Source organism: Paenibacillus ottowii, from assembly GCF_050516475.1.
GTDB lineage: Bacteria > Bacillota > Bacilli > Paenibacillales > Paenibacillaceae > Paenibacillus > Paenibacillus ottowii.
This window is the reverse complement of the sequence record NZ_CP191577.1, coordinates 879,914-904,452: the sequence shown is the minus strand read 5'-3', so window position 1 is coordinate 904,452 and position 24,539 is coordinate 879,914. Positions and strand designations below refer to the sequence as shown.

The 24,539-nt window shown below is 47.0% G+C and carries 20 protein-coding genes and 1 other annotated feature; of the genes, 17 read left to right on the top strand and 3 right to left on the bottom strand.

All coding sequences use genetic code 11. The features are described 5' to 3' along the window. The first annotated feature begins 91 nt into the window (after positions 1-91). Positions 92-1,048 carry an aromatic acid exporter family protein gene (locus ACQQ6X_RS04210; RefSeq protein WP_305164348.1) on the top strand — a complete coding sequence of 319 codons (957 nt, stop codon included), beginning with the start codon at positions 92-94 and terminating at the stop codon, positions 1,046-1,048. Positions 1,049-1,069: 21 nt separating this feature from the next. On the opposite strand, the gene ACQQ6X_RS04205 is transcribed toward ACQQ6X_RS04210, so the two are convergent. Next, entirely contained in the window at positions 1,070-2,386 is a 1,317-nt protein-coding gene (locus tag ACQQ6X_RS04205; protein WP_305164347.1) for an amino acid permease, read from the bottom strand. A gap of 116 nt (positions 2,387-2,502) precedes the next feature. On the opposite strand from ACQQ6X_RS04205, the gene ACQQ6X_RS04200 reads away from it, so the two are divergent. The 16 genes from ACQQ6X_RS04200 (at position 2,503) to glnA (ending at position 22,764) form a co-directional block, all read left to right on the top strand. Beyond that, a complete protein-coding gene (locus ACQQ6X_RS04200) occupies positions 2,503-3,399 on the top strand; it encodes a LysR family transcriptional regulator (protein WP_149033360.1) in 897 nt (298 codons plus the stop codon). Positions 3,400-3,523: 124 nt separating this feature from the next. Next, positions 3,524-4,081 (top strand): outer spore coat protein CotE, encoded by a 558-nt coding sequence (locus tag ACQQ6X_RS04195; protein WP_063213380.1) that lies wholly within the window; start codon positions 3,524-3,526, stop codon positions 4,079-4,081. Between the two features lie 124 nt (positions 4,082-4,205). After that, positions 4,206-5,441: a putative amidoligase domain-containing protein gene (locus ACQQ6X_RS04190; RefSeq protein WP_305164346.1), complete on the top strand. Its 1,236-nt coding sequence runs from the start codon at positions 4,206-4,208 to the stop codon at positions 5,439-5,441. 110 nt (positions 5,442-5,551) lie between these two features. Beyond that, positions 5,552-8,371 (top strand): DNA mismatch repair protein MutS, encoded by a 2,820-nt coding sequence (gene mutS, locus ACQQ6X_RS04185; protein ID WP_305164345.1) that lies wholly within the window; start codon positions 5,552-5,554, stop codon positions 8,369-8,371. Between the two features lie 69 nt (positions 8,372-8,440). Next, positions 8,441-10,606: a DNA mismatch repair endonuclease MutL gene (gene mutL, locus ACQQ6X_RS04180; protein ID WP_305164344.1), complete on the top strand. Its 2,166-nt coding sequence runs from the start codon at positions 8,441-8,443 to the stop codon at positions 10,604-10,606. 12 nt (positions 10,607-10,618) lie between these two features. Further along, a complete protein-coding gene (locus tag ACQQ6X_RS04175) occupies positions 10,619-11,470 on the top strand; it encodes a class I SAM-dependent methyltransferase (protein WP_305164343.1) in 852 nt (283 codons plus the stop codon). After that, positions 11,454-12,434, top strand: coding sequence for a tRNA (adenosine(37)-N6)-dimethylallyltransferase MiaA (gene miaA / locus ACQQ6X_RS04170; protein WP_305164342.1), 981 nt, complete (start codon positions 11,454-11,456; stop codon positions 12,432-12,434). Before ACQQ6X_RS04175 ends, miaA begins: the two co-directional genes overlap by 17 nt. Positions 12,435-12,454: 20 nt before the next feature. Then, positions 12,455-12,697: an RNA chaperone Hfq gene (gene hfq / locus ACQQ6X_RS04165; protein ID WP_013371546.1), complete on the top strand. Its 243-nt coding sequence runs from the start codon at positions 12,455-12,457 to the stop codon at positions 12,695-12,697. 189 nt (positions 12,698-12,886) lie between these two features. Next, positions 12,887-15,544, top strand: a complete 2,658-nt coding sequence (locus ACQQ6X_RS04160) for a PBP1A family penicillin-binding protein (protein ID WP_305164341.1) — start codon at positions 12,887-12,889, stop codon at positions 15,542-15,544. 165 nt (positions 15,545-15,709) lie between these two features. Next, the gene (locus ACQQ6X_RS04155) at positions 15,710-16,267 is read left to right on the top strand and encodes a DUF402 domain-containing protein (RefSeq protein WP_013371544.1); all 558 of its coding nucleotides are present in this window, start codon (positions 15,710-15,712) and stop codon (positions 16,265-16,267) included. After that, positions 16,264-16,959, top strand: coding sequence for a YdcF family protein (locus tag ACQQ6X_RS04150; protein WP_305164340.1), 696 nt, complete (start codon positions 16,264-16,266; stop codon positions 16,957-16,959). The genes ACQQ6X_RS04155 and ACQQ6X_RS04150 overlap by 4 nt, the downstream gene beginning before the upstream one ends. Before the next feature lie 114 nt (positions 16,960-17,073). After that, positions 17,074-18,057 (top strand): AAA family ATPase, encoded by a 984-nt coding sequence (locus ACQQ6X_RS04145; RefSeq protein WP_064796489.1) that lies wholly within the window; start codon positions 17,074-17,076, stop codon positions 18,055-18,057. Between the two features lie 112 nt (positions 18,058-18,169). After that, complete coding sequence (hflX, locus tag ACQQ6X_RS04140; protein ID WP_063212592.1) at positions 18,170-19,456, top strand: GTPase HflX; 1,287 nt, start codon at positions 18,170-18,172, stop codon at positions 19,454-19,456. Between the two features lie 112 nt (positions 19,457-19,568). Then, positions 19,569-20,822, top strand: coding sequence for an aminotransferase class I/II-fold pyridoxal phosphate-dependent enzyme (locus ACQQ6X_RS04135; protein WP_305164339.1), 1,254 nt, complete (start codon positions 19,569-19,571; stop codon positions 20,820-20,822). 83 nt (positions 20,823-20,905) lie between these two features. Beyond that, complete coding sequence (locus ACQQ6X_RS04130) at positions 20,906-21,319, top strand: MerR family transcriptional regulator (RefSeq protein WP_007430683.1); 414 nt, start codon at positions 20,906-20,908, stop codon at positions 21,317-21,319. 116 nt (positions 21,320-21,435) lie between these two features. Beyond that, on the top strand, positions 21,436-22,764 hold the full coding sequence (gene glnA, locus ACQQ6X_RS04125; RefSeq protein WP_149033350.1) for a type I glutamate--ammonia ligase: 1,329 nt from the start codon (positions 21,436-21,438) through the stop codon (positions 22,762-22,764). Between the two features lie 208 nt (positions 22,765-22,972). Further along, positions 22,973-23,279, bottom strand: a sequence feature (16S ribosomal RNA rRNA prediction is too short). Between the two features lie 468 nt (positions 23,280-23,747). On the opposite strand, the gene ACQQ6X_RS04120 is transcribed toward glnA, so the two are convergent. Both ACQQ6X_RS04120 and ACQQ6X_RS04115 read right to left on the bottom strand, forming a co-directional pair. After that, the gene (locus tag ACQQ6X_RS04120) at positions 23,748-24,023 is read right to left on the bottom strand and encodes a pro-sigmaK processing inhibitor BofA family protein (RefSeq protein ID WP_305168179.1); all 276 of its coding nucleotides are present in this window, start codon (positions 24,021-24,023) and stop codon (positions 23,748-23,750) included. Then, a complete protein-coding gene (locus ACQQ6X_RS04115) occupies positions 24,020-24,331 on the bottom strand; it encodes a DUF2508 family protein (protein ID WP_305168178.1) in 312 nt (103 codons plus the stop codon). Before ACQQ6X_RS04115 ends, ACQQ6X_RS04120 begins: the two co-directional genes overlap by 4 nt. Positions 24,332-24,539 lie beyond the last annotated feature (208 nt).

The window sequence follows — 24,539 nt, the reverse complement described above, 5'->3', positions numbered from 1 at the left end:
AAACGTGAAAATAAAGTACCATGAAAATGAAATACTTAATATTTATGAAAATGAGAAAACAGATTTCATCTAGAGGGGACAGAATTTTTTCATGGGCTTTCGTACGATTAAAACGGCTATTGCCGCATTAATGGCCGTACTTATTGCGGAGGGGGTAGGCATTCATGGAGCCACCTCGGCAGGACTTTTAGCAATTTTGGGGGTGGATGTCACACGCAAGAGAAGTCTCCGTACCATTTCGGCGAGATTTTTTGCATCCGTCGTGGGACTTCTTTTTGCTTGTGTTTTGTTTGTAGTCTTCGGATTCCATGATTGGGTACTTGCATTATATATTTTAACGGCGTTTCCGGTCATTGTACGGGTGGGCTTTAAGGAAGGCATCGTCACAGGTTCAGTCGTGGTTTTCCGAGTTTTCAGCGGCGGTGTGATTGATATGGAAGTACTGCTGACCCAACTGGCTCTACTGGTGATTGGATTGGGTTCTGCGATGGTTGTCAATTTAGCTTATATGCCGCGTTCTGATAATACGATGCAACAAATCCGGCAGGAAGTGGACCGAACATTTTCAGTTATATTCAGAAATATGGCCAATACATTGCGTAATCCGGCATACATATGGGATGGCAAGGAAGTGATTGAAGCGGACAGCGTGATCAGCCAAGGGGTCACCGAGGCGGGGCGCTCATTGGAAAATCAGATGCTTCGTCCCCAAGAGGGCTGGAATGTGTATTTTTATATGCGCAAAGAACAGCTGGATTCGATTCAAAACATGATGCAGTTGATCTCACAAATGTATCAGCACATGCCGCAGGCCAAGCTTCTGGCCGAGCTGTTCGATCAGCTTAGCAACGACGTTCTGGCTGGACATTATACGGGGCAGACTGAGAAGCTGCTGGAACAGGTCCGTGAAGAATTTAAAGCAATGGAGCTTCCTGCCACACGGGAGGAATTCGAGATCCGTTCGGCATTGTTACAGCTTACACATGAGCTTCATCAGTATTTGAAAATCGCTAAAAAGGACAAGGCCCCTACTCCAGTGAAAAATTAGAGTAAAGACCTTGAGTGGCTACTATCCGTGACGGACAGTAGCCTTTTCTTGTTCGCTGATGGCAGAAGCCGAATTAGTAGAAGTTCTTTTATGCCGGATTCGATCTGTAATCCATAAAACAGCAGTGATCAGGCAAGGGTAAAGCATAGCCCACCCGACAAAAGGAAAAACAACTGCCGTGGAGATGAAGGAAATCCAGCTAATGATAACTCCCCAACGACTCCCGCGTAAGAGCTTAATCCCTGCTGCACAACCGCCTAAATAGGTCAGAATGAAGGTGGCGTTCGGGAACTGGATCAGGTTGGTGAGTGAAACAGCGCCGCTACCGTACAACACCATAATGATCACGAAGCAGACGCTAAGAAAAGCAATGCCCCCGATGGGGGTATGGAATCGTTTTGATAACATCCCCATCCAGCGAAAAGCCTGTCCTTGTCGAGATAAAGCATAAGCGACACGTGAAGCGGCACCCACGTAGGCAATAATCGTAGCGGTACAAATAAAGATACCCGTCAACCCAGCAATGATCGCACCCCATGGCCCGATAGCCTGACTAATCACCCATATAAGCGAAGCATCCGAACCTCCTGCAAGGTAACTTTGTGTGCCTACTGTAGCAAGCGCAGTAAGGAAATAAAGCAAACCTACAATGACGGCTGCAATGGTCACACCTCTAACGGCAGACCGCTGGGGATTGGTAAATTCCTCTGACATATGGGACACGGCCTCCCAGCCGATAAAGCACCAGAACAGAATCGCAGCCGCTTGGCCAACAGCGAGCCAGCCATGTGGAACAAACGGCGTGAAGTGAACAGTTTTCATTTGGGGGAGTGCTGCGGCAATAGCGAATACCAGGACGGCAACGATGGCTATAACGACAGCAATCTGAATACGTCCGGCAACCTTCATGCCAATCCAGTTAATGACCAGGCCCACTGCCAGCATAGCAGCGGCCAGCATGATGCGGCTTTCCTCTCCCCAGCCCATGGCTGCGGACATATAGCCGGCTCCGGTAAGTGCGGCAACGGGGGCCCCAATCGGAACCGACATGAGAAAAAACCATCCGATATAAGCACCGGCACGTGGGGAAAAGGCCAATGTCACAAAATGCGATACCCCGCCCGCATTCGGGAATTTGGCGGATAGAAGCCCCATGGAAAGTGCCATTGGCAGAATGAGCAGGGTCATGAAGCCCCATGCCAGCAATGATGCTGGTCCCGCCATTTGGGCAGCAAGGCCAGGCACAATCAGTATCCCCGAACCCAGTACAGCTCCGATATAGAGCGCAATGGCCTGTGGAAGACCGATAGTGGACTGAAGTTTATTTTCATTCGTCATGCAGAAAAAGCCTTCTTTCTCTTGTTATTTTCTCCAGCTTATCAGATAATCAATCTATCGGAAAAACGGAATATAACGATTACTTGCATCGAAAAAAACGATCGAAGGAGCGAATTATGGAATCGCGGCATTTGTTTACCTTTTTAAATGTGGTTGAGGCAGGCAGTTTCACGCGAGCAGCGCGTATACTGGATTATGCACAGTCGAGTATCACTGCTCAAATTCAAACCCTGGAGACGGAATTGGGTACGCCGCTGTTTGATCGCATTGGCAAGAAAATTATGCTGACCGATGCCGGGCGACGTCTGCTGCCCTATGCGCAGGAAATTTCCAAGATGCATGCTATGGCTAAGGATGCGCTTCGTTCAGAAACCGAATTAGCAGGGACGCTAAAAATAGGAGCACCAGAGTCACTGGCTGCTTTTCGGCTGCCGGGTCTGATCCGTGAGTACAGGGAGCGGTATCCCAAGGTCAAAATCGTCCTTAAACCCGGTGAATGCTGGGAGTTACGTGATTTGATTCGTACCGGTGAACTGGATTTGGCTTTTTTGCTTCAGCCTGAGACGGAGGACAGGGAACTGAATATCACCACGCTTATTCACGAACCAATGGCGCTCGTTGCCCCACTGAAGCATTCGCTGGTTGCCTATACACAGGTAGAGCCTGCCGACTTGAAGGACGAAACCATTTTGCATACGGAGGCTGGCTGTACGTACCGTATCCTTTTTGAGCAGTATTTGAACAAACATGGTATTTTCGCAGATCCTAGTCTGGAATTTTGGAGCATTGAAGCTATCAAGCAATGTGTCATGGCTGGACTGGGAATTGCGCTGCTTCCGCTAGTTACGGTACAAAATGAACTGCGAGAAGGGAAAATGGCGCGCCTAGCCTGGGATGACAGTGAACAGCAGGTGGCTACTCAGGTCGCTTATCACACGAAAAAGTGGAAATCGCCAGCTCTCAGCGAATTTTTACAGATCGTTGAGCAGCATGTAACACATTGGTGTGCATGAGTTCAAGCCATTGCGGCATATGCTTATACAAAATATTTTTTCCTTTTCGCCTATTCACTCAACATTCGCCCACAACCTGCATACATATGTATGGAATGATTGATTGTATGGAGGAGGTTCAAGAATGGCATTAAGTCATAAAAATCGTAGAGAGATTATTACCAAAGCGATCTGTGGTAAAGGTCGCAGATTCTCTACCGTAACCCATACCGTAACTCCGCCGAATAATCCGACCAGTATTTTGGGGGCATGGATTATTAATCACCAGTATGAAGCAGTGGCGGCTGGGGACGGCATTGAGGTCATCGGGACGTATGATATCAATATTTGGTACTCATACGATAAAAACTCGCAGACCGATGTGGCTAAGGAAACGGTGTCGTACGTAGAAAATGTGCCGCTCTCGTATCTTGATCCGAAGCACCGGGCGTCTACAGTGGAAGTATCCGCCGAAGCTACACAGGAGCCAAGCTGCGTCGAGGCCAGTGTGTCTTCTGGAGGTGGCAGCGTAATGATCCGGGTCGAGCGGGAATTTGCGGTGGAGCTGGTGGCGGAAACGAAGATTGTTGTAGAAGTATTTCCGAATGGCAGCAGTGAAGATTTTGACAAGGACTTTGATTTTGGAGCGGAAGAGGGGGACTATGAGGAGCTCGACCCCGACCTCATTGACGACGAGCTCTGACAGGAGTGACCAAAAAGAGGGCCACTTTACTCTTTGCGCCGGCTGATATTGCGCAGGGGGCAAAGGCCCTCCTTTTTTGTTGTGTTGGATCGTTTAATCCGTACATAGATCGGTAAGGGGGAGTATGATGCGGCAGCCGGGACAGGCGCTCAGACGCTTCAGACAGATGACGGATGATGAAAAAATGTGCAGACTGGAACGCTCGGGTATATCGGTTCGTTGGCTGGATGGTCGTACTGCAGATTTTGCGATCGGCTACGCGGTGCAAATCCATCAACTGCGGGTGCTGGAAATCCGTAGACGTGCCCTCGAAGGTTCTGCCCAAGTTAGTGCATATGATCTGTCTGTACTAGATCATCAATCACTGCTCTATGTTCGGATGGAGCGGCTGGCTGTACGAGCGCTATATACACTTGGTTTGGATAGTGGTGAAGTAGTGCTCACGCCGCTGGGAGAGCGTAATTGTCAGGTTCGTCAAGTCATGGCCCAGCCATGGCTAAATGATAGACGTTTGGCCACGCTATACGAAATTGCCGCTCGTGAAGAGGAAGTAGAGGGGGAAGTTTTTTCAGCGGAGCGAGGGAAAAATCGAATATTAATCGGAATGGACCCTGAATTTGTGCTGGTTCGTATGCCGGAGGGTAGGGTTGTTCCGGCTTCTAAATATTTGGGCCGATTAGGCGTAGCTGGCTGCGATGCTGTTACCCGCCGAGGACGAACGCTGTATCCAGTCGCTGAGCTTCGTCCTGCACCAAGTGAAGATCCGGCCCGTCTGCTAAGGCACCTGCGCCAAGCTTTTGCAATAGCAGCTCGGCGGATAGATGACCATACGCTCATCTGGCAGGCGGGCGGAATGCCACAACCAGGTTTTCCTCTGGGCGGACATCTGCATTTCAGCGGGGTTCCGCTAAACGGTGCCTTACTCAGGGCATTAGATAACTATTTAGCGCTGCCTCTGGCGCTACTGGAAGACAAACGCGGCGCTCGACGCAGACCGCATTATGGCAATTTGGGCGATTTTCGCCGTCAGTCGTACGGAGGCTTTGAATATCGTACCCTGCCCAGCTTTCTAATTTCACCACAGTTGGCAAAAGGTGTGATAGGGATGGCGTTTTTGATCGCTTCCCAATACTCACGTTTGCAGTGTAGGCCACTGGAGGAGGAAGCGGCTCACAGAGCCTTTTATGAAGGAAACCAGATGGTGCTTAGAGAGTATATAGAACCACTTATTTTAGATATGGTTGCACTAGAGATCTACTCTCAATATGAAGCTTATATATCGCCGTTGCTAGACAGTCTACGCAAAGGAAAACAATGGGATGAAACAAGGGATTTACGCCCGTATTGGAAGCTTTCGTAAAATCAAGTGTCAACACCCGAGATGGTTTCATGTTATCGATTGTCATTTTTGATATAATGAAATGTAATTATAAGTTTAAACGGAACAAAGTGTGGGGGTTAGGAAACGGTATGTCTAAATATACACCGATGATTGAGCAATATTTATCCATAAAAGAGCAGGCTAAAGATGCATTTTTGTTTTTCCGCCTAGGAGATTTTTACGAGATGTTTTTTGATGATGCGATTCTTGCATCCAAGGAGCTGGAAATTACACTAACTGGTCGCGAGGGAGGCGTCGCGGAGAAAATTCCGATGTGCGGCGTGCCTTATCATTCAGCAGAAAGTTACATACAACGCCTCATTGAGAAGGGTTATAAGGTGGCCATCTGTGAGCAAATGGAGGAAGCCTCAGCTACCAAGGGCATGGTGCGGCGGGATATTGTCCGTGTTGTAACCCCTGGTACGGTAATGGAGGGCAAAGTGCTGGGTGACAAATCCAACAACTACATGGTATGTGTCACAGAGACGGACGGGATGCTGGCACTGGCGGCGTGTGACTTGTCGACAGGTGAACTCTATGTGACTTCCGTACCTGATTCGAAAGAATGGCTATTAGATGAAATTAACATTTATGAGCCGTCCGAAATGTTGGGGGATGGCCATTTGCTCGATTTTGTGACCTCCCGTATGTCTCCCGTTGGACGGCGCGTTGTATATACGGCCTGGGACAAATCGAAGGATGATCTGGTACGGGATCAATTCGGTGAAGCCACGTGGGCAAGGCTTACGGAGGAACGTAGACGGTGCGTATCGCGCTTGATTTCCTATTTAAATGAAACGCAAAAAAGGTCGCTAGGCCAACTGACCCAAATTTCAGTCTATGAGCCCAATCATTTTATGATTCTGGATCCATTCACCCGCCGGAATCTGGAACTGGTGGAGACGGTACGTGAACGCTCCAAGAAAGGCTCGCTGCTGTGGTTGCTGGATCGGACAGAGACATCCATGGGCGCACGTTTGTTACGTCGTTGGATCGACAAGCCGCTGTTGAACAGCAATTTAATTGAGGAACGGTTAGAAGCAGTAGACAAGCTATACCACCAGTTTATTTTCCGCGAGGATGTACGTGCTCAGCTTAAAGAGATTTACGACCTGGAGCGTTTGGTAGGACGGATCGCTTTTGGTAGTGCGAATGCACGCGATTTGATCGCCCTCAAGCTGTCTCTGGCCCAAATTCCTTCTTTACGCGAGCTGTGCGCTGATTCTCCTTCGAAAACGCTGAGACGGATTGCCCAAACATTGGACAGCTGTACAGACCTGTGTACATTGATTGAAGAAGCAGTCGCCGATGAACCTCCGATTTCCGTAAGAGATGGAGGACTTATTAAGGAAGGCTATCATCAGCGTCTGGACGAACTGCGTGAGGCGAGTGTGAACGGTAAACGTTGGATCGCTGAGCTGGAGGCCAAGGAGCGTGTGGCAACTGGTATTCGGTCGCTCAAAATCGGATACAACAAAGTATTTGGTTACTACATTGAGGTGACCAAATCCAATTTGGCTTCATTACCGGAAGGTCGATATGAACGCAAACAGACGTTGGCGAATGCTGAACGGTATATCACACCGGAATTGAAGGAAAAGGAATCGCTGATTCTGGAAGCTGAGGATAAAATGGTTGATCTGGAGTACACGCTTTTCTCCGAGCTTCGCAGTAAACTGAACGCTGAAATTCCCCGCCTGCAAAAGCTGGCAGAGCAAGTTGCTGAAATTGACGTGTATCAGTCGCTGGCGACGGTTAGCGCGGAACGAGGGTTTGTAAAACCTGAGCTGACAACAGGATATGACTTTGTGGTGGAACAAGGGCGGCACCCTGTTGTGGAAGCTGTTATGAAAGATGGCGGCTTTATCGCCAACAACACAGTGTTGGAGGAAGCCGATGCGCATATTCTGCTCATCACTGGCCCGAATATGGCTGGGAAAAGTACGTATATGCGTCAGGTTGCACTCATTGCAATTATGGCTCAAATTGGCTGTTTTGTCCCGGCTGCACGTGCTAAAGTGCCGATGCTGGACCGCATTTTCACACGGATTGGCGCTGCGGATGATCTCATCGGCGGGCAGAGTACATTTATGGTCGAAATGGCAGATATTCAAGTCATGACAGACAAGGCAACTCCGCGCAGCTTGATTATTATTGATGAGCTGGGACGAGGTACGTCTACCAGTGAAGGAATGGCCATTGCACAAGCGGTTATCGAATTTGTGCATGATACAATTGGCTGTAAGGCGCTCGTATCTACCCATTTCCATGAGCTGGCCCATTTGGAGCAAGGTTTGTCTTCACTGCGAAATTACTCTATGGCTGTGCAGGAAAGCGGCGATAAGGTGAATTTCCTGCGCAAGCTCATACCGGGTGCAGCTAGTAGCAGCTATGGCATCTATTGTGCCCGGCTTGCAGGTTTGCCTAATAACATTATTGAGCGGGCGAATGGTCTGTTGTATGGGTTTGAGCAGGCGGCGGCTCAAGTAACGGCAGGCACTGAGACAGCAGGAGGAGCGAAGGAAGGGACTGATGTCCGTTCCGTTTCAGGGACAGAAGAGAGTTCTCCAATGACAGCCAAACATGCAGACCAGGCATTGCCAGCAAATATAGAAACTGCATCACAGGCCCAGTCTGGGTCACAACAAGCCACCTTGGTAAAGGAAAATACGCTACAGGGTGTGGTAGATTCAAGTAAGTTGGAGCAAGCAGCATCTGAAGTGGTACAGCTGTCCATTTTCGGAGAGCAGGACCTCGCTCCCTCCAAGCCACACCCAGAGATGGCGGAAGCTAATCCGATCGTGCGCCAAATTTTACGGAAGGTGAAAAATGCGGATGTCATGAACATGACGCCCTTACAGGCAATGCAGCTGTTAAATGAATTAAAAAACAAGGCCAATGGTCTGTAATTAAAATAAACTAAATTATTATTTTGCTTATTTTTCATCACACTTTAAAGTCAGGAGGAGGTCAACAGGATGTCTAAAATTCGAGTGTTGGATGAGCATATTGCCAACCAAATTGCTGCCGGTGAGGTCGTGGAACGTCCAGCCTCTGTCGTGAAGGAACTGGTGGAAAATGCGATTGATGCTGGCAGTACACGGGTGGACGTATGGGTAGAAGAAGGCGGCCTGCAAAGTATTCGGGTGACGGATAATGGCAGTGGGATTGAGCCTGAAGACGTAGAAACGGCATTTTATCGGCATGCAACAAGCAAAATCGGACATGGGCGCGACCTGTTTCAAATCACAAGTCTCGGCTTCCGGGGAGAGGCATTGCCAAGTATAGCGGCTGTATCAAAAGTAGAGCTGCTCACAGCGGCTGGAGATGACGGCCGTGCCCGTAAATTGGTGATTGAGGGCGGTAAACTGGTGCTTCACGAGGATGCTGCTGGTAGGCAGGGGACGGATTTTACCGTACGTGATCTGTTTTATAATACACCTGCACGGCTAAAATATATGAAAACGATCCAGACGGAGTTGGGACACATTTCGGATGTTTTGTACCGAATGGCGCTTTCGCACCCGGAAGTGGCCTTCACATTGCGGCATAATGGCAATACATTGCTGCAAACGCTGGGAAATGGTGATTTGCTCCAGGTGATAGCTGCTATTTATGGAACTTCTGCGGCAAAATCGATGTTGATGCTGGAAGGAGAGAGCCTTGATTACCGGATTAGTGGTTATGTGAGCCGTCCAGAGTGGACCAGGTCGAATCGAAATGCAATCTCGACGGTAGTGAATGGACGATTTGTTCGAAGCTTTGGGCTCAATCAGGCACTGCTCAAGGCGTATCACACTTTGTTGCCAATTAATCGTTATCCGCTGGCTGTGATCCAACTGGACATGCATCCTTCTTTGGTAGATGTTAACGTTCATCCAGCCAAGCTGGAGGTGAGGTTCAGCAAAGAAGCCAAACTGTTTCAGCTGGTTGAAGATTCGGTAAAAGCTGTGCTAGGGCAGCAAGTGCTGATTCCGAAGGCAGTTAAGCGCGAAATTGGCGGCAAGGATAGCGGCTCCTTTGTGCAGGAGCAGTTTCACTTCTCAAAAGGAAACCGTGCGGAAATAGATGCTTCTTCAGATGATAGTCATAATAGAACACAGCCTCTTTCTATGGCTTCGCAGCAGGTTCAAAAATCGCCTCAACCTAATCACTTGAGCAATAAGGAAGAAAGTAAGAGGATTAACGAGGAGCGTAAGCAACATCCGAATAAAGAGAGCCATTCAGTCATTGGACAAGCAAACAAATTCGCTAATCCAAGTATCAGTGATGATGAACTTGATGCAGATTTTGTGGAAGACAACAATGGAAGTGATGTTAGAGAAGGCGTGTCACTTCCTGATGGAACAAGTAAACAGACGTCTATAGCAGATCATGCAGAGACAGGTACCTCTTCCTTCTACAATCAGGGGATACAGGAAACGGCTGCTACTGCTGCTTACCGTTCTTCTGCTTCACCAATTGCAGACAACACTACTAATTTCACGAATCAGGAGCCGGGCCAGGAGCATCTAAATACAGAGCAATTGACAGCATTATCGGGAGCAGCCCCCGAGTTGCCCACGTTTCCTGAGCTGAGTTTAATCGGTCAGCACCATGGGACCTATCTGATTGCGCAGAACGACCAGGGCTTGTATTTAATTGATCAGCATGCCGCGCATGAGCGGGTCAATTACGAATTTTATTACGAAAAATTTGGTAATCCTGAATCAGTATCACAGGAGTTATTACTGCCAATTACATTGGAATTTACGCCTTCCGAGACGGAAAAATTGAAAGCAAGGCTGCACTGGTTTGAACAGGCTGGGGTGTACCTGGAGCATTTTGGTGGGCAAACCTTCCGTGTCAGTTCATATCCGTACTGGCTGCCCAAAGGGGAAGAAGCAGATGTCATTGAAGAAATGGCCGGATGGGTACTGGAGGAAAAAGCTATTGATTTGGCTAAACTGAGGGAAGCAGCTTCAATTATGTGCTCCTGCCGGGCTTCGATTAAAGCTAATCAGAAGCTGACTGACCGACAGGCTGCTGTGCTGCTAGAGCGTTTGGCAGCCTGTAAACAGCCCTATACCTGCCCCCACGGGCGGCCCATCGTTGTTTCCTTTTCCACATATGATTTGGAGAAGCTGTTTAAAAGAGTAATGTAAGGGAGTATAAATATGTTGCAGGATTGGGAAAACCGTGAAGAAGACAAGCAGATGGTGCTTCATGAGAAGCAAGCTGAATTACTGGTCACGACAGGAGACTCTCCCTCGGCCGAGGTGGTGGAGCGTGCGAAGCTGCTTGCAGCCGAGCTTGGGGTGCTGTACGCCCCACGTCGTGGCATATCCGTAGCTAAGCTAATCGCGGCTCACCAAGTCCGTCAGGCTCTGGTGCTGGTGCAGAGCGGAGTGAGACTGATTGGTCTGGAACAAGCACCGATGGTTTTTCATCCAAGCATGGGCTTTATTCGAGCCAAAAGGGTGTTAAAGGGCGAGCCAGATCCAATGTTGACGGCTGCCCGACTTGTCCCAGGGGATACCGTGCTGGACTGCACCGCAGGACTCGGTACGGATTCTCTTTTATTTTCCATTGGAACGGGAAGTTCTGGGCAAGTTACCGCTGTGGAGAGTTCATTCCCCGTCTATGCACTAATCAAGGATGGAATGAGGCATTATCGTTCCGGTAACGCTGAAGTAGATAGAGCTTTTTCCGACATTGACGTTCATTTTGGTCATCATCTGGACTATTTGCGCAGCTTACCGAACCGCAGTGTGGATATTATTTATTTTGATCCGATGTTCCGTGATCCGTTGCTCGATTCCAGTGCAATCGGCCCCTTGAGAGGTTTGGCTAACCCAGATGCGTTGGAGGAAGAAAGTATTTTACAAGCGAAAAGGGTTGCACGAAAAACAATTGTATTAAAAGAAAAAAGGGGTAGCGGTGAATTTGACCGTCTCGGCTTCCGTGTGGAGCAACGAGGCACAACGAAAACAGTGTACGGAGTGATTGATATTGACAGTGGCATCTAAGCCTAAACTACTTGTTCTTGTGGGCCCGACTGCGGTCGGCAAGACAAAACTAAGCATCGAGATGGCTCGACATTTTGATGCGGAAATTATTTCCGGGGATTCCATGCAGGTATACCGCCATATGGACATTGGAACTGCCAAAATTTCCGAGCAGGAAATGAAAGGAATCAAGCACCATTTAATTGATATTCATGAGCCTGAATACCCATATTCAGTAGCCCAATTTCAGGAAGACTGTCGTCGTCTCATACCTGATATTCAGTCTAGAGGAAAGCTGCCTTTTATCGTAGGTGGAACGGGTCTATATGTAGAATCCGTGTGCTATGAATATAAGTTTTCCGAGGTAGGAGCTGATGAAGCTTTTCGTCAGGAACAGCTTGACTATGCCGATCAGTTTGGAGCTGACGCGCTTCATGCGCGACTACAGGCAGTTGATCCCGAAAGTGCACTTCGTTTGCATCCTAATGATCGCCGTCGAGTCGTGAGAGCGCTGGAGATTTACCATGTTAGCGGAACAACCCTTAGCTCTCAACTTGCCAATCAAAAAAAGGAATCACCCTACCAACTCTGCATCGTAGGTTTGACAATGGATAGGCAAATGCTATATAAACGTATTGAAGACCGAATTGACGGGATGCTCGATCAAGGGCTTGTTGCTGAGGTAACCTCCTTAATGGAACGGGGAGTGCGAAGCGATGCCATCTCCATGCAAGGTCTAGGCTATAAAGAGATATCCTCCTACCTGCGGGGAGAGGTGTCTTTGGAGGAGGCGGTGACTTGGCTAAAACGGGATACGCGTCATTTTGCGAAGCGGCAGCTCTCGTGGTTTCGCCATATGAAGGATATCCAGTGGGTAGATGTCACTGATTACGAAAATTTTTCTGCTCATGCTGCCCGAATACACGAAATTATAGCAGGAAAGTTCCGGACAGACCTTGAATATACTTCAAAACAATCCAAATGATTATTGGGGGTACGGCTAAAATGAACAAGTCTATTAATATCCAAGATACGTTTCTGAACCAATTGCGCAAGGATTCTATACCCGTAACGGTATACCTCATCAATGGATTCCAGGTGCGAGGAACGATTAAGGCGTTTGACAATTTTACAATTGTTATCGATTCGGATGGGAAGCAGCAGCTGATCTACAAGCATGCCATCTCCACCTTTACACCGCAACGCAATGTGTCGCTTGTACAACAAGATAACGCTAGCGATAACTGATTACGGCGCGACGGCCGCCCGGATGATGAAACTTTTCAGGCGTCCGTCTCGTCTAACTGTATAGGAATGTGACCGGGAGCAACCTGATCAGGGTTGTTCTTTTCATTCCGTTTACTTTCATGTACCGACAGCCAGCTTTAAGCCTATGCTCGGTGACATTATGATTATTCGCGAAAGGGAGTCAGGGGAATGCCAAACGATTCATTGTCCAGATCCGGCAATCGCAATAGAAACACATCTAAAGAGAAGCCGAAGGGCAAGAAAAAGAAAATAACAGGTAAGCGAGTGGGCTGGACGCTGTTTATTACAGCGGCATTAGCCATATTTTGCGCCCTTGGCGGCTATTTATTTGTCATGGTTAATGGCGAAAAAATCTACAAAGCCAACAAGGACAAAATTACAGTGAACGAGACATCAAAGGTTTATGACCGTAATGGTGTGCTCATGGGTGAGCTGTCTGTGCAAAAAAGTGATCCTGTGAAAAGTGAAGAAATACCAGATTTGCTAAAAAAAGCTTTTGTTGCAACAGAGGATAAACGTTTTTATGAGCATCAGGGTGTCGATATTTGGTCTATCGGCCGGGCGGCTGTAAAGGACGTCATAGCCCGTTCTGCTGTGGAAGGCGGCAGTACGCTGACGCAGCAGTTGGCCAAAAACTTGTTTTTGACACGTGACAAAACCTTTTTCCGTAAAGCGACAGAGGTATCCATCGCAATGGCGCTGGAGCGAAATTTGAATAAAGATCAAATTATTACGCTATATCTGAATCGAATTTGGTTTGGACGCTCGTATTCCGGTATTAAGGCAGCATCGGAAGGCTATTTTGGCGTGTCAGACTTGAAACAATTAAAATTGTGGCAAATTGCTACACTGGCAGCTATCCCGAAGGGGCCATCCAAGTATAATCCGATCAGTAACCCGGAAAATTCAAAGGCCCGGCGTGCTGTGGTTCTCCAGCTGATGTTTGAGCAGGGGATGATTGGAAAACAGGAGATGGAAGAGGCCAAGGCAGTAAATTATGATTACAAACAACCAGAAAAAGTACAAAAATATCAAAATTTCATTGAATATGTCATGGATGAGGCAGAGGATGCACTGCCAGGAGTCAGCGGCAATGACCTGATTATTGGCGGTTATAAAATTCATACGACAATGGATGCTCAGGCTCAAAATGCGCTGGATCAAGCGATGGCAGATGATGACATGTTCGAAAAAAGTCCAGACGATCAGCCTGTCCAAGCCTCGATGGTTATTATTAACAACCAAACAGGCGGGATTGCCGCGATGGCACCTGGACGGGATTACAAAAAGGGAACTTTTAACCGTGCGACACAGAGCCGCAGACAGCCAGGCTCGGCCTTTAAGCCGATTGTAGCCTATGCACCAGCTCTGGAATCCGGTAAATTTACGATAGATACTCCTTTGAGTAACGAACGTCAGAGCTTTAACGGATACAGTCCGAAAAACTTGCATGGTTACTCTTCGTCCATCAGCATGATCGATGCCATTACGAAGTCTGAAAATATACCACCTGTATGGTTGTTGAACCAAATTGGTGTTGAAAAAGGTGTTCAATTTGCGGAAAACCTGGGCATACCGATGGACAAAAATGATCACTCGCTTGCTATCGCCTTGGGGGGATTGAGCAGAGGAACTAATACCCTTGAAATGGCTCAGGCCTATAGCGCTTTTGCCAATAAAGGACAATTCCAAAAAGCTTACTCCATCAAGCAAATTAACAATAGTGATGATCAAGTGGTTTATACTCATAATGAGGAATCCAAATCAGTTATGAGTGAAAAAACGGCTTATGAAATGACACAGATGATGCAAAATGTAGTCAATAGCGGTACAGGTCGCAAAGCACGTATTGACTGGCCTGTAGCGGGTAAAACGGGTACGACCCAAAGCGGGATCAGCGGCAACAGTGGTAACCGTGACATTTGGTTTGTTGGATATACGCCAGAATATACCGGAGCGGTATGGATGGGGTATGACAAGCCGGACAGCAGGCATATGTTGAGAAACTACAGCGGACAGTCGGCAGCCTTTTTCGGAAGAGTCATGGGTGAAGCTCTCAAGGGGCACCCCGTAACGCAATTTAGCGAGCCGAAGGGATATGAACCACCGGTTGAGGAGAAGCCAGTTGAGACGGTTCAGGCCACTGCTCCAAGTGGACTGAGCGGGTCTTATAATCAGGATACCCAAATCGTATCGTTGTCCTGGAATGCAGCCGAGGGAGATAATGTACAATACCGCGTTTATCGTAAAGAGTCTTCTGAAGGAAGCTTTAGGACGATTATGGAGGCAATGAGAGGCACGAGTGGGGAGGATACGTCTCCTGTAGCTGGAAAAACGTATCAATACTATGTCGTAGCTTATGGAGCAGATGGTAAAGAATCCGCAGCTTCCAATACAATTAGTGTAGAAATTCCGGCAGATACGACTCCGGTAGATCCACAGACAGGGAACGATCCTAATCAGGACGGAACACTACCGGATAATGGTGAGACTATAGACGGTCAGAACGGTACAGACCAGGGGAATACGTCTCCTGGAGGTACTGATGGTACTGGATCTGACCAAGTTCCAACGTCTCCTGGAGTGAACAATGGAAATGGTATTGGGGGCACAGGCAACAGTAACGACAATTTTGGTACCGGAAATAATACCAATCAGGGCAATGGTCAGACGACTACCCCGGATTCAGGCGTTACTGGTGAGGATACTATGACAAATTCAGTAAATACGGATTCATCTACCACGGGAGCTACTATGGATGGAAGTCAGGAAGGCAATTCCAACGGTCATTCGAACTCCAATCGTGGACGTCACAATCGGGATTAGCAAGTATGATTTTGTGTAAGTTTTTTCAGCTTCAACTCGCAGGTATTTTCGGACTGTTTAGGCAGTCTGAAAATACCTTTTTTGTTGTAATACAGGGGTTATTTTTGAGTGTACAGTTTAAATATGGTAAGCTGGTTTTACCAATGTTGGAGAGGAACATCATTTATGAAGCGCAAATTCGGAGACCGAGCCAACTGGCGCAGAATCACTAATCGCAAGTTTGCCTGCCGGTATGTAGAAAGTGATGCGTTTACAGGATATGTGACCCTGTATACTATTTTGAGTCTCAAGGAGCCCTTATGGAAAAGTTATGGTGGTCATACGTTTTGCATAGCCGATAAAGGTTATTCCTGGTTGCAGTATTATCCAAAAGGTAAGCATTATGTGGTGACTGCAATGTTTGACAATCGAGAGCAAATCGTTGAATGGTACATTGATACCTGCCGAAATCAAGGAGTAACCGATCAAGGAGTTCCTTGGTTTGATGATTTGTATTTGGATGTTGTCGTACTTAAAAACGGCGAAATTTTTCTGGTCGATGAGGATGAACTGGAGGAGGCGCTACAACGAGGGCATATTTCAACGCAAGAAGCGGAATTGGCTAACCGAACGGCGGCTGACCTGTTACATCAGATCGATGCTCATATGTTCCCCTATTTTAAAATGTCGCTAAAGCACCGGGCAGAATGGTTTCATAACGGCGATTTCAAGAGAGAACGGTGAGAGTTGTGCAGTGGATTAAAAACACTGGCTTCCAACGCCATGAACCACAAAGCAGGCAGAGTCGCTCCAGGAAAATATTCAAGGTATCGAAGCGTCTTATAATTGGTTTGATGATTTTTATTTTGGCTGGATTGGTATGGGCAGGTGTTCGAGTATGGAGTATGAATACAGCTGCCTCTACCACTCCGCTCCAGCGTGCCCAAATTGGCATCGTATTAGGTGCGTCTATGTGGGGAGCAGAGCCCAGCCCAGGTTTAAGGGAAAGGTTAGAAGAAGCGTTGCGATTATATCGCAATGGGACGGTGCAGCGTCTAATTGTAAGTGGAGGACTGGATCAACCTGATTTTCCATATACGGAGGCCGAGGGCATGCAACGCTACTTGGTAGATAAGGGAGTCCCTATACAGCATATTTTGTTAGAAAACCAGGCGACCAGTACTTACGAAAATCTGCTTTTCAGCCAGCGTATCATGAAGGAGTATGGCTGGACCTCCACCGTCATCATCACACATAGCTATCATGGACCTCGGGCAATGGAGATTGCTCAATTTTTAGATTATGATCATCCCCAAATGTCTCTGACCGAATCCAAAGTGCTGAATATGCCCATTCATCAATCAAGAGAAGTGCTGGCTTATGCTAAATGGACGCTGCAACGGTGGTGGATCAGTGCCCGAGCTTGGATTGCCTGAATTGAGGGAAAGCTTTGTACACGTTCTCGTATCTTTTATGCTAATAAGGACATGCCGGACCGAATACATTAATAGGGTAAGCTGTGCCTGAAGAAATGTTGAGGTGATGGATGCATGAACGGACGGGGAATCGCCGCGGGCAAGCGGTCGGAGGAGAGACCTTCCAGACAAATCAATGTCGTGCTGCGTAGCCCGGAGCCGATCGCTTCGGTGACTGTGGACGAGACGGAAGCAGTGGCTTCGACCAAGTCGCAGACGCTACCGCAGTATCTCAGTCTTTATCAGGAAATTCAGAAAGAACTCGATCATCTCGTTGGCTTGGATAACATCAAAGAGCTGGTTTTTGAGGTATATGCTTTTTTGCAAATCGCTCATATGCGCACTGATGCGGGTCTACTGAGCAATGCACACGTATATCACATGATTTTCAAAGGAAATCCTGGTACCGGGAAAACGACAGTAGCCCGCATTATCGCTAAAATGCTGCAGAAAATGGGGGTGCTGAGCAAGGGCCATCTGATTGAAGTGGAGAGGGCTGATCTGGTAGGGGAGTATATTGGTCACACGGCACAAAAAACGCGGGACCTGGTAAAGAAATCTCTTGGCGGCGTGCTGTTCATTGATGAGGCTTACAGTTTAGCGCGCGGAGGGGAAAAGGATTTTGGGAAAGAAGCGATTGATACCCTGGTAAAAGCCATGGAGGACCAAAAAAATCAGTTTATTTTGATCCTCGCTGGGTATTCGGGAGAAATGGACTTTTTTTTACGGACAAATCCTGGCCTTCCTTCCCGCTTTCCAATCCAGTTGGATTTTCCCGATTACACCGTGGATCAGCTTATCCAAATTTCAGAGATGATGGCTAAGGAACGGGATTATATTCTCATGCCGCAGTCTATACTCAAAATGAAGGAGCATTTGCTGAATGAGCGAAATGACAGTCTCCATGCATTTAGTAATGCACGTTATGTTCGTAATGTGATTGAAAAAGCGATTCGGCACCAAGCTGTCAGGCTGCTTAATCAGTACAGAAGCGGGCAACCTGGCAAGCAGGAATTGATGACGTTGCGACCAGAGGATTTGAAAATGGACAAAAGATAGGCGATAATAGGAATCTGAATCATATCGAATTGTATGACATCGAACGGGGGCCGGCCTGACATCAGGTCGGTTTCTGTTCGAGAGTTGACATGAAAATAAAGGAGCTAACAATATGGCGAACTCCACTCATGATACACAGACCGAAATACAGGATAAGGCGGTATTAGTCAGTCTAATTACAGATGAAGTCAAACGATCCGGCATCAATACGGAATACTCGTTGGAGGAACTGGTGAAGCTGGCTGAGACAGCGGGAGTTGAAGTGCTGAGCGTGCTCACACAGAATAGGGAATCCAAGGATTCAAAATGGTTTATTGGCAAGGGAAAAGTAGATGAATTGCGTGCCGTTGCCGAAGAACTGGGAGCAAATACAGCTATTTTTGATCAAGAGCTCTCGGGAGCCCAGGTACGAAATCTGGAAGAAAGCCTGGATCTCAAAATTATTGACCGAACACAGTTGATTCTGGACATTTTTGCTCAGCGTGCAAAAACACGCGAAGGCATTATCCAGGTTGAACTAGCGCAGTTGTCATACTTACTCCCTCGACTGTCTGGACATGGTAAAAACCTTTCACGGCTCGGTGGCGGAATCGGAACACGTGGCCCCGGCGAAAGCAAGCTGGAAACGGACCGTCGTCACATCCGTGACCGAATCAGTGATCTGAAACGCCAACTTGACGAAGTGATGCGTCATCGGTATTTACATAGGGAGCGCAGACAAAAGACCGGCATTGTCCAGGTGGCACTCGTTGGCTATACGAATGCTGGCAAATCAACGCTGTTGAAGCAACTGACAGCTGCCGATGTATATATTGAGAATCAATTGTTTGCGACACTGGATCCTACCTCCAGAACAATGGAACTGCCAAGTGGCAAAGAAGTTATTCTTACAGACACAGTAGGGTTTATTCAAAATCTGCCTCATGATTTGGTAGCTTCTTTCCGGGCCACCTTGGAGGAGGCCAATGAGGCTCATCTCATTTTACATGTCGTGGATGCCTCTTCGGATATGCGTGACGAACAAATGAAAGTTGTAGAGTCAATCCTAGAACAGCTTGGGGCTGCGGACAAGCCTCAGATTGTATTGTTTAACAAAAAAGATGCCTGCACCCCTGAACAATTGGAAATGCTACCTTCCGGGGAGGGTTATTTGAAAATCAGCGCTTTCGATGAAACGGATTTGCTACGCATTCGAGAACTGGTTCAGGAGCATCTAAGCGGTGATACGCTGAGATTCCGTATTCCTGCGGAACGTGGGGATTTAACATCGGTGCTTTATCGAATTGGAGATGTGCTACTGACAGAGTATGACGGTAATGATGTCATTTATGAGGTAGAAATTCAAAGAGGCGAATACGAAAAGTATGGTCATGCGCTCAGCGAGTTCACAGAAAGTTAACATCTAATGATGTTTTTAGGTTAATAAAATGATAACGTTCATCGTTCAAATTGAACAACAAATATAACATGATTAGCTTAAGGCTGCGGAAGAGAGAGGGTCAAGAAGGTAAATGATAGTTTTTAGTCCAGAAATTCAGCAAATTCAGGAAACAGTCGAACATAAAATACAAGAACGCATACAGCACATAGATCATATAGTAGATGCAAATCAGTGGAAGGTCATTCAGGCTTTCCAGCGCAAGCAAGTGAGCGATTTTCATTTCGCGGGTTCAACGGGCTATGCTTACAATGACCGGGGGCGTGAAGTGCTGGAAGAGGTCTATGCAGATGTGTTCGGTGCGGAGGCAGCGTTGGTGCGTCCGCACTTTGCTTCGGGAACACATACCATCGCCACGGCTTTATTTGGTGTGCTGCGTCCGGGGGATGAGTTGTTATACATTACAGGTCGTCCTTATGATACCTTACACAAAGTGATTGGTAAGCCCGGCGACGGAACAGGATCATTGCAGGACTTTGGTGTTACTTATAGGGAAACCGCGCTGACAGCAGACGGTAAAGTAGACTGGAAAGCCGTGGAGTCCGCAATTCATGCGAATACCAAGGTGATCGGTATCCAGCGTTCACGCGGCTATGATTGGAGAGCTTCCTTTAGTGTAGCTGATATTGAAGAAATGACGGCACGTGTGAAGAAGATAAAGCCTGACATTATTGTCTTTGTGGACAATTGCTATGGTGAATTTACTGAGAAGCTGGAACCTACTCAGGTTGGTGTCGACTTGATGGCAGGTTCGTTAATTAAAAATCCCGGAGGCGGCATTGCAGAAACGGGCGGATATATCTGCGGCAAACATCAATATGTGGAGCTGGCATCCTATCGCTTAACAGCACCAGGAATCGGTGGAGAGGTAGGTGCGATGCTAGGTACTACACGAGGCATATACCAAGGGCTGTTCCTTGCTCCCACATTGGTGGGGCAAGCTGTTAAAGGAAGCATTTTCGCAGCTGCTGTCTTTGAGGAAATGGGTTTTGAGACCAAACCTGCTTGGCATGAGGAGCGTACGGATTTGATTCAGGCCATTTCGTTTAGTGGGCCAGAACATTTAATTGCTTTTGTGCAGGGCATTCAGCGCGCCGCGGCCGTGGATAGCCATGTGGTGCCAGAACCGTGGGATATGCCAGGTTATGAGCATCCGGTTATAATGGCCGCAGGTACGTTCATCCAAGGTGGAAGTTTGGAATTATCCGCCGATGCTCCGATTCGTGAGCCTTATATTGGTTACATGCAAGGGGGCTTAACCTACTCTCATGTCAAATATGGAGTACTTATGGCTCTGCAAACGATGAAAGAACGCAAATTATTGTGAGTTTTTCTAACATATCATTGACACTTTGCATCAGCTAAATGTACAATAAGGTGAATAATAGATCACTGGAAGGTTGATGACAAATGGGCGACGAAATTCGCAGAAATATGGCCTTATTTCCAATAGGTATTGTCATGAAGCTAACGGACTTGTCAGCGCGTCAGATTCGTTATTATGAGCAGCATAATTTGATAGTTCCTGCCCGCACATCGGGTAACCAGCGTCTTTTTTCATTTAATGACGTAGAGCGTCTGCTTGAAATTAAGGCTTTGATTGAGAAAGGTGTTAACATTGCAGGAATAAAACAAGTCATGAATCCGGTTACCAAGGAATCGGAGGAAGCTACAGTTATTACTGCAGATACGGAAGTCAAACGCCGTGAAATGTCCGATACTCAGCTTCATCGTTTGTTGAAACAACAACTTGTTGCAGGCAAAAGACCAGGACAGGTATCTTTGATCCAAGGCGAATTATCACGATTTTTTAATAAAAGATAATGCTGTGACTTACCTTTTGACATAAGGTTATTTTACTTAAAAAACGATCTCATCATTGAAGTCATTTATGATACAGTCGATTTGCATACCGTCGTTACAGAAAGGGAGAGGTTACTGTGAGTTATACGAGAGAAGATATCCTTAGAATTGCGAAGGAAGAAAATGTTCGTTTTATTCGTTTGCAGTTCACAGACTTGTTGGGCACCATTAAGAACGTTGAAATTCCTGTAAGCCAGTTGGAAAAAGCATTGGATAATAAAATGATGTTTGACGGTTCTTCCATAGAGGGCTATGTACGTATCGAAGAATCTGACATGTACTTATATCCAGATTTGGACACTTGGGTTGTATTCCCTTGGGTAACCTCAGACCGTGTAGCTCGTTTGATTTGTGATATTTACAAGCCAGACGGCTCTCCATTTGCAGGTGACCCGCGTGGGATATTGAAACGTGTACTTAAGGAAGCCGAAGAAATGGGATACACATCGATGAATGTGGGACCAGAGCCTGAATTCTTCTTGTTCAAAACGGATGAAAAAGGCGATCCGACCACAGAACTGAATGACCAAGGCGGATATTTTGACCTAGCTCCAATGGATCTAGGGGAGAACTGCCGTCGTGAAATTGTTCTTAAGCTTGAAGAGATGGGCTTCGAAATAGAAGCATCCCATCATGAGGTAGCACCTGGTCAGCATGAGATTGACTTTAAATATGCAGATGCAGTTAAAGCTGCCGATCAGATTCAAACGTTCAAGCTCGTGGTTAAAACGATCGCTCGTCAGCATGGTCTGCATGCCACCTTTATGCCAAAACCTTTGTTCGGCGTGAATGGCTCGGGTATGCACTGCAACCAATCGTTGTTCAAGGACAATGAGAACGTATTTTATGATGAGACGGATGAACTCGGATTAAGCCAGACAGCTCGCCACTATATGGCTGGCATTCTTAAACATGCACGTGCAATGGCAGCAATCACGAATCCAACAGTTAATTCCTACAAGCGCCTTGTACCAGGTTATGAAGCGCCTTGTTATGTTGCTTGGTCTGCAAGCAATCGCAGTCCGATGATTCGGATTCCTGCATCTCGTGGCCTGAGCACGCGCGTCGAGGTTCGGAACCCTGACCCGGCAGCGAATCCTTATTTAGCCTTGGCTGTAATGCTGAGAGCAGGTTTGGATGGTATTAAACGTCAGATGGCTTTGCCAGCCCCAATTGATCGCAATATTTATGTGATGTCCGAGGAAGAGCGGATTGAAGAAGGTATTCCAAGTCTGCCTGCAGACCTGAAAGAAGCTTTGTCTGAGCTTATTCGGAGCGAGGTGATCTCTGACGCACTGGGTGATCATGCTCTGGCTTACTTCTATGAGCTTAAGGAAATTGAATGGGATATGTACAGAACCCAAGTACATCAGTGGGAACGTGATCAATATCTGACGCTTTACTAAAATGTGAACTCCCTTGGCGCTCTATGCGTTGAGGGATTTTTTTTGTTTGGGGGTGATGACTAAAAACAGATCGCGGAGCTACAGAAAGATAACCAAAAGTCCACACACTAGGGCCTGTACGCAAACTGTACAACTCGTAGAAATCTAGTAAAATAAGGCACATGAGACGAAGATACGAGTTAACGGATGAAGAATGGAATATAGTTGACCCCCTGTTGCCCCCAGCCCGAAAAAAACAGGGAGGACGTCTGCCCAAGGATCGGCGCCAGATGCTCAATGCCGTGCTTTGGGTTGCTCGAACGGGCGCGCCATGGCGGGATTTACCGAGTTACTATGGCCCTTGGTCTTTTTCCTCCTTCTCCCATGCAGGAAAAGGATGTATCGGGTATTAGCTACCGTTTCCGGTAGTTATCCCTGTCTTGTGGGCAGGTTGCCTACGTGTTACTCACCCGTCCGCCGCTAGGTTACTTAGAAGCAAGCTTCTAAATGACCCCGCTCGACTTGCATGTATTAGGCACGCCGCCAGCGTTCGTCCTGAGCCAGGATCAAACTCTCCATTAAAGACCAACCGAAGCTGGTTTATTGAAAGAGCGATTAGCTCATGTTGAAACTGACGAGATAAAATATCTCATGTTTGATTTTGCGAACAAAATCAGTTTACTCACTCGTTGTTCAGTTTTCAAAGATCAAACCTTGATTGTATCTCACTTTATCTCACCACCGCATCTCAGCGGCGACTTAATTAATATAACATACATCCGAGATTTAAGTCAACACTTTTTTGAAATTATTTTTTAACTTCATTTGAGCATTGCTCTCACAAAAAAATTCCCGGGCTTCAAAGGCCGAGAATTAATGTATCATATTTTTGAATTCCTCGTCAACTATAATTTAAAAAATAAAACTCCACCGCATCCTACTCAACAAAACTCGCCTGTTTTGCACACTTCCTTCTCCCATTATAACTACTACAATAATGCTTTTCATACGGCCTGTCCGAACAATATGATTTTCAATCCCAGTAAAAGTGCAATCCCTGGCAAGCCTAATATCGTTACCGCTCCCATCGTCACCGGATTTATTGGAATGTACACCTGTGTAATCCACCCTGAATAATTGATAACATACAGTGCGATGGCTGCCAAAGCCATATGCGCTCCAAAGACTACAAACCAACCGATCCCCAGACGTTTTTTCACGATTAGATACACCAGTAGTCCAGCACAGGCAATCAAGACAAGCCAGACTGCCCCCCTCATTCCGCTCTCCTTTTATGAACCCGGTCTGTATCCGTTGCATACCCCGGTTCATCTGCTGGCAGATGAAAACGATGTAAACCCTGCTGTTTTGCAATTTTTAAATGTATTTGATATTTACGCTCGGCGGCTTCCAGAACAAAAATGGCATAGTCGATCTCATCCTTACCCGTAGCTTCATGAAATAAACGATGCGCTCTCAACCATTCCGCATGCGAAGCCCGAATCTGTGCAAACAATTCCTGCCGATATTCCGCCTCTGATTTTCCACTCTCCTGACGACGGAAATTTCGTTTCACCCGTTCCCACATTCATTCATCCTCCCCACAAGCTGAATTATGTGTACAGTCTGCAAGACTACCTTATTCATACTTATTGAATAAAGGACAAACTTAGAACCAGGAACGACTATTAAGTTTTCTATTACTCTAAAATAAAAAAGGAGCCGTAATGGCTCCCTAAGTGAGTCAAGGATGTCCCGAGGACATTGCAGACTCATAACTTATAACATGTAACTAC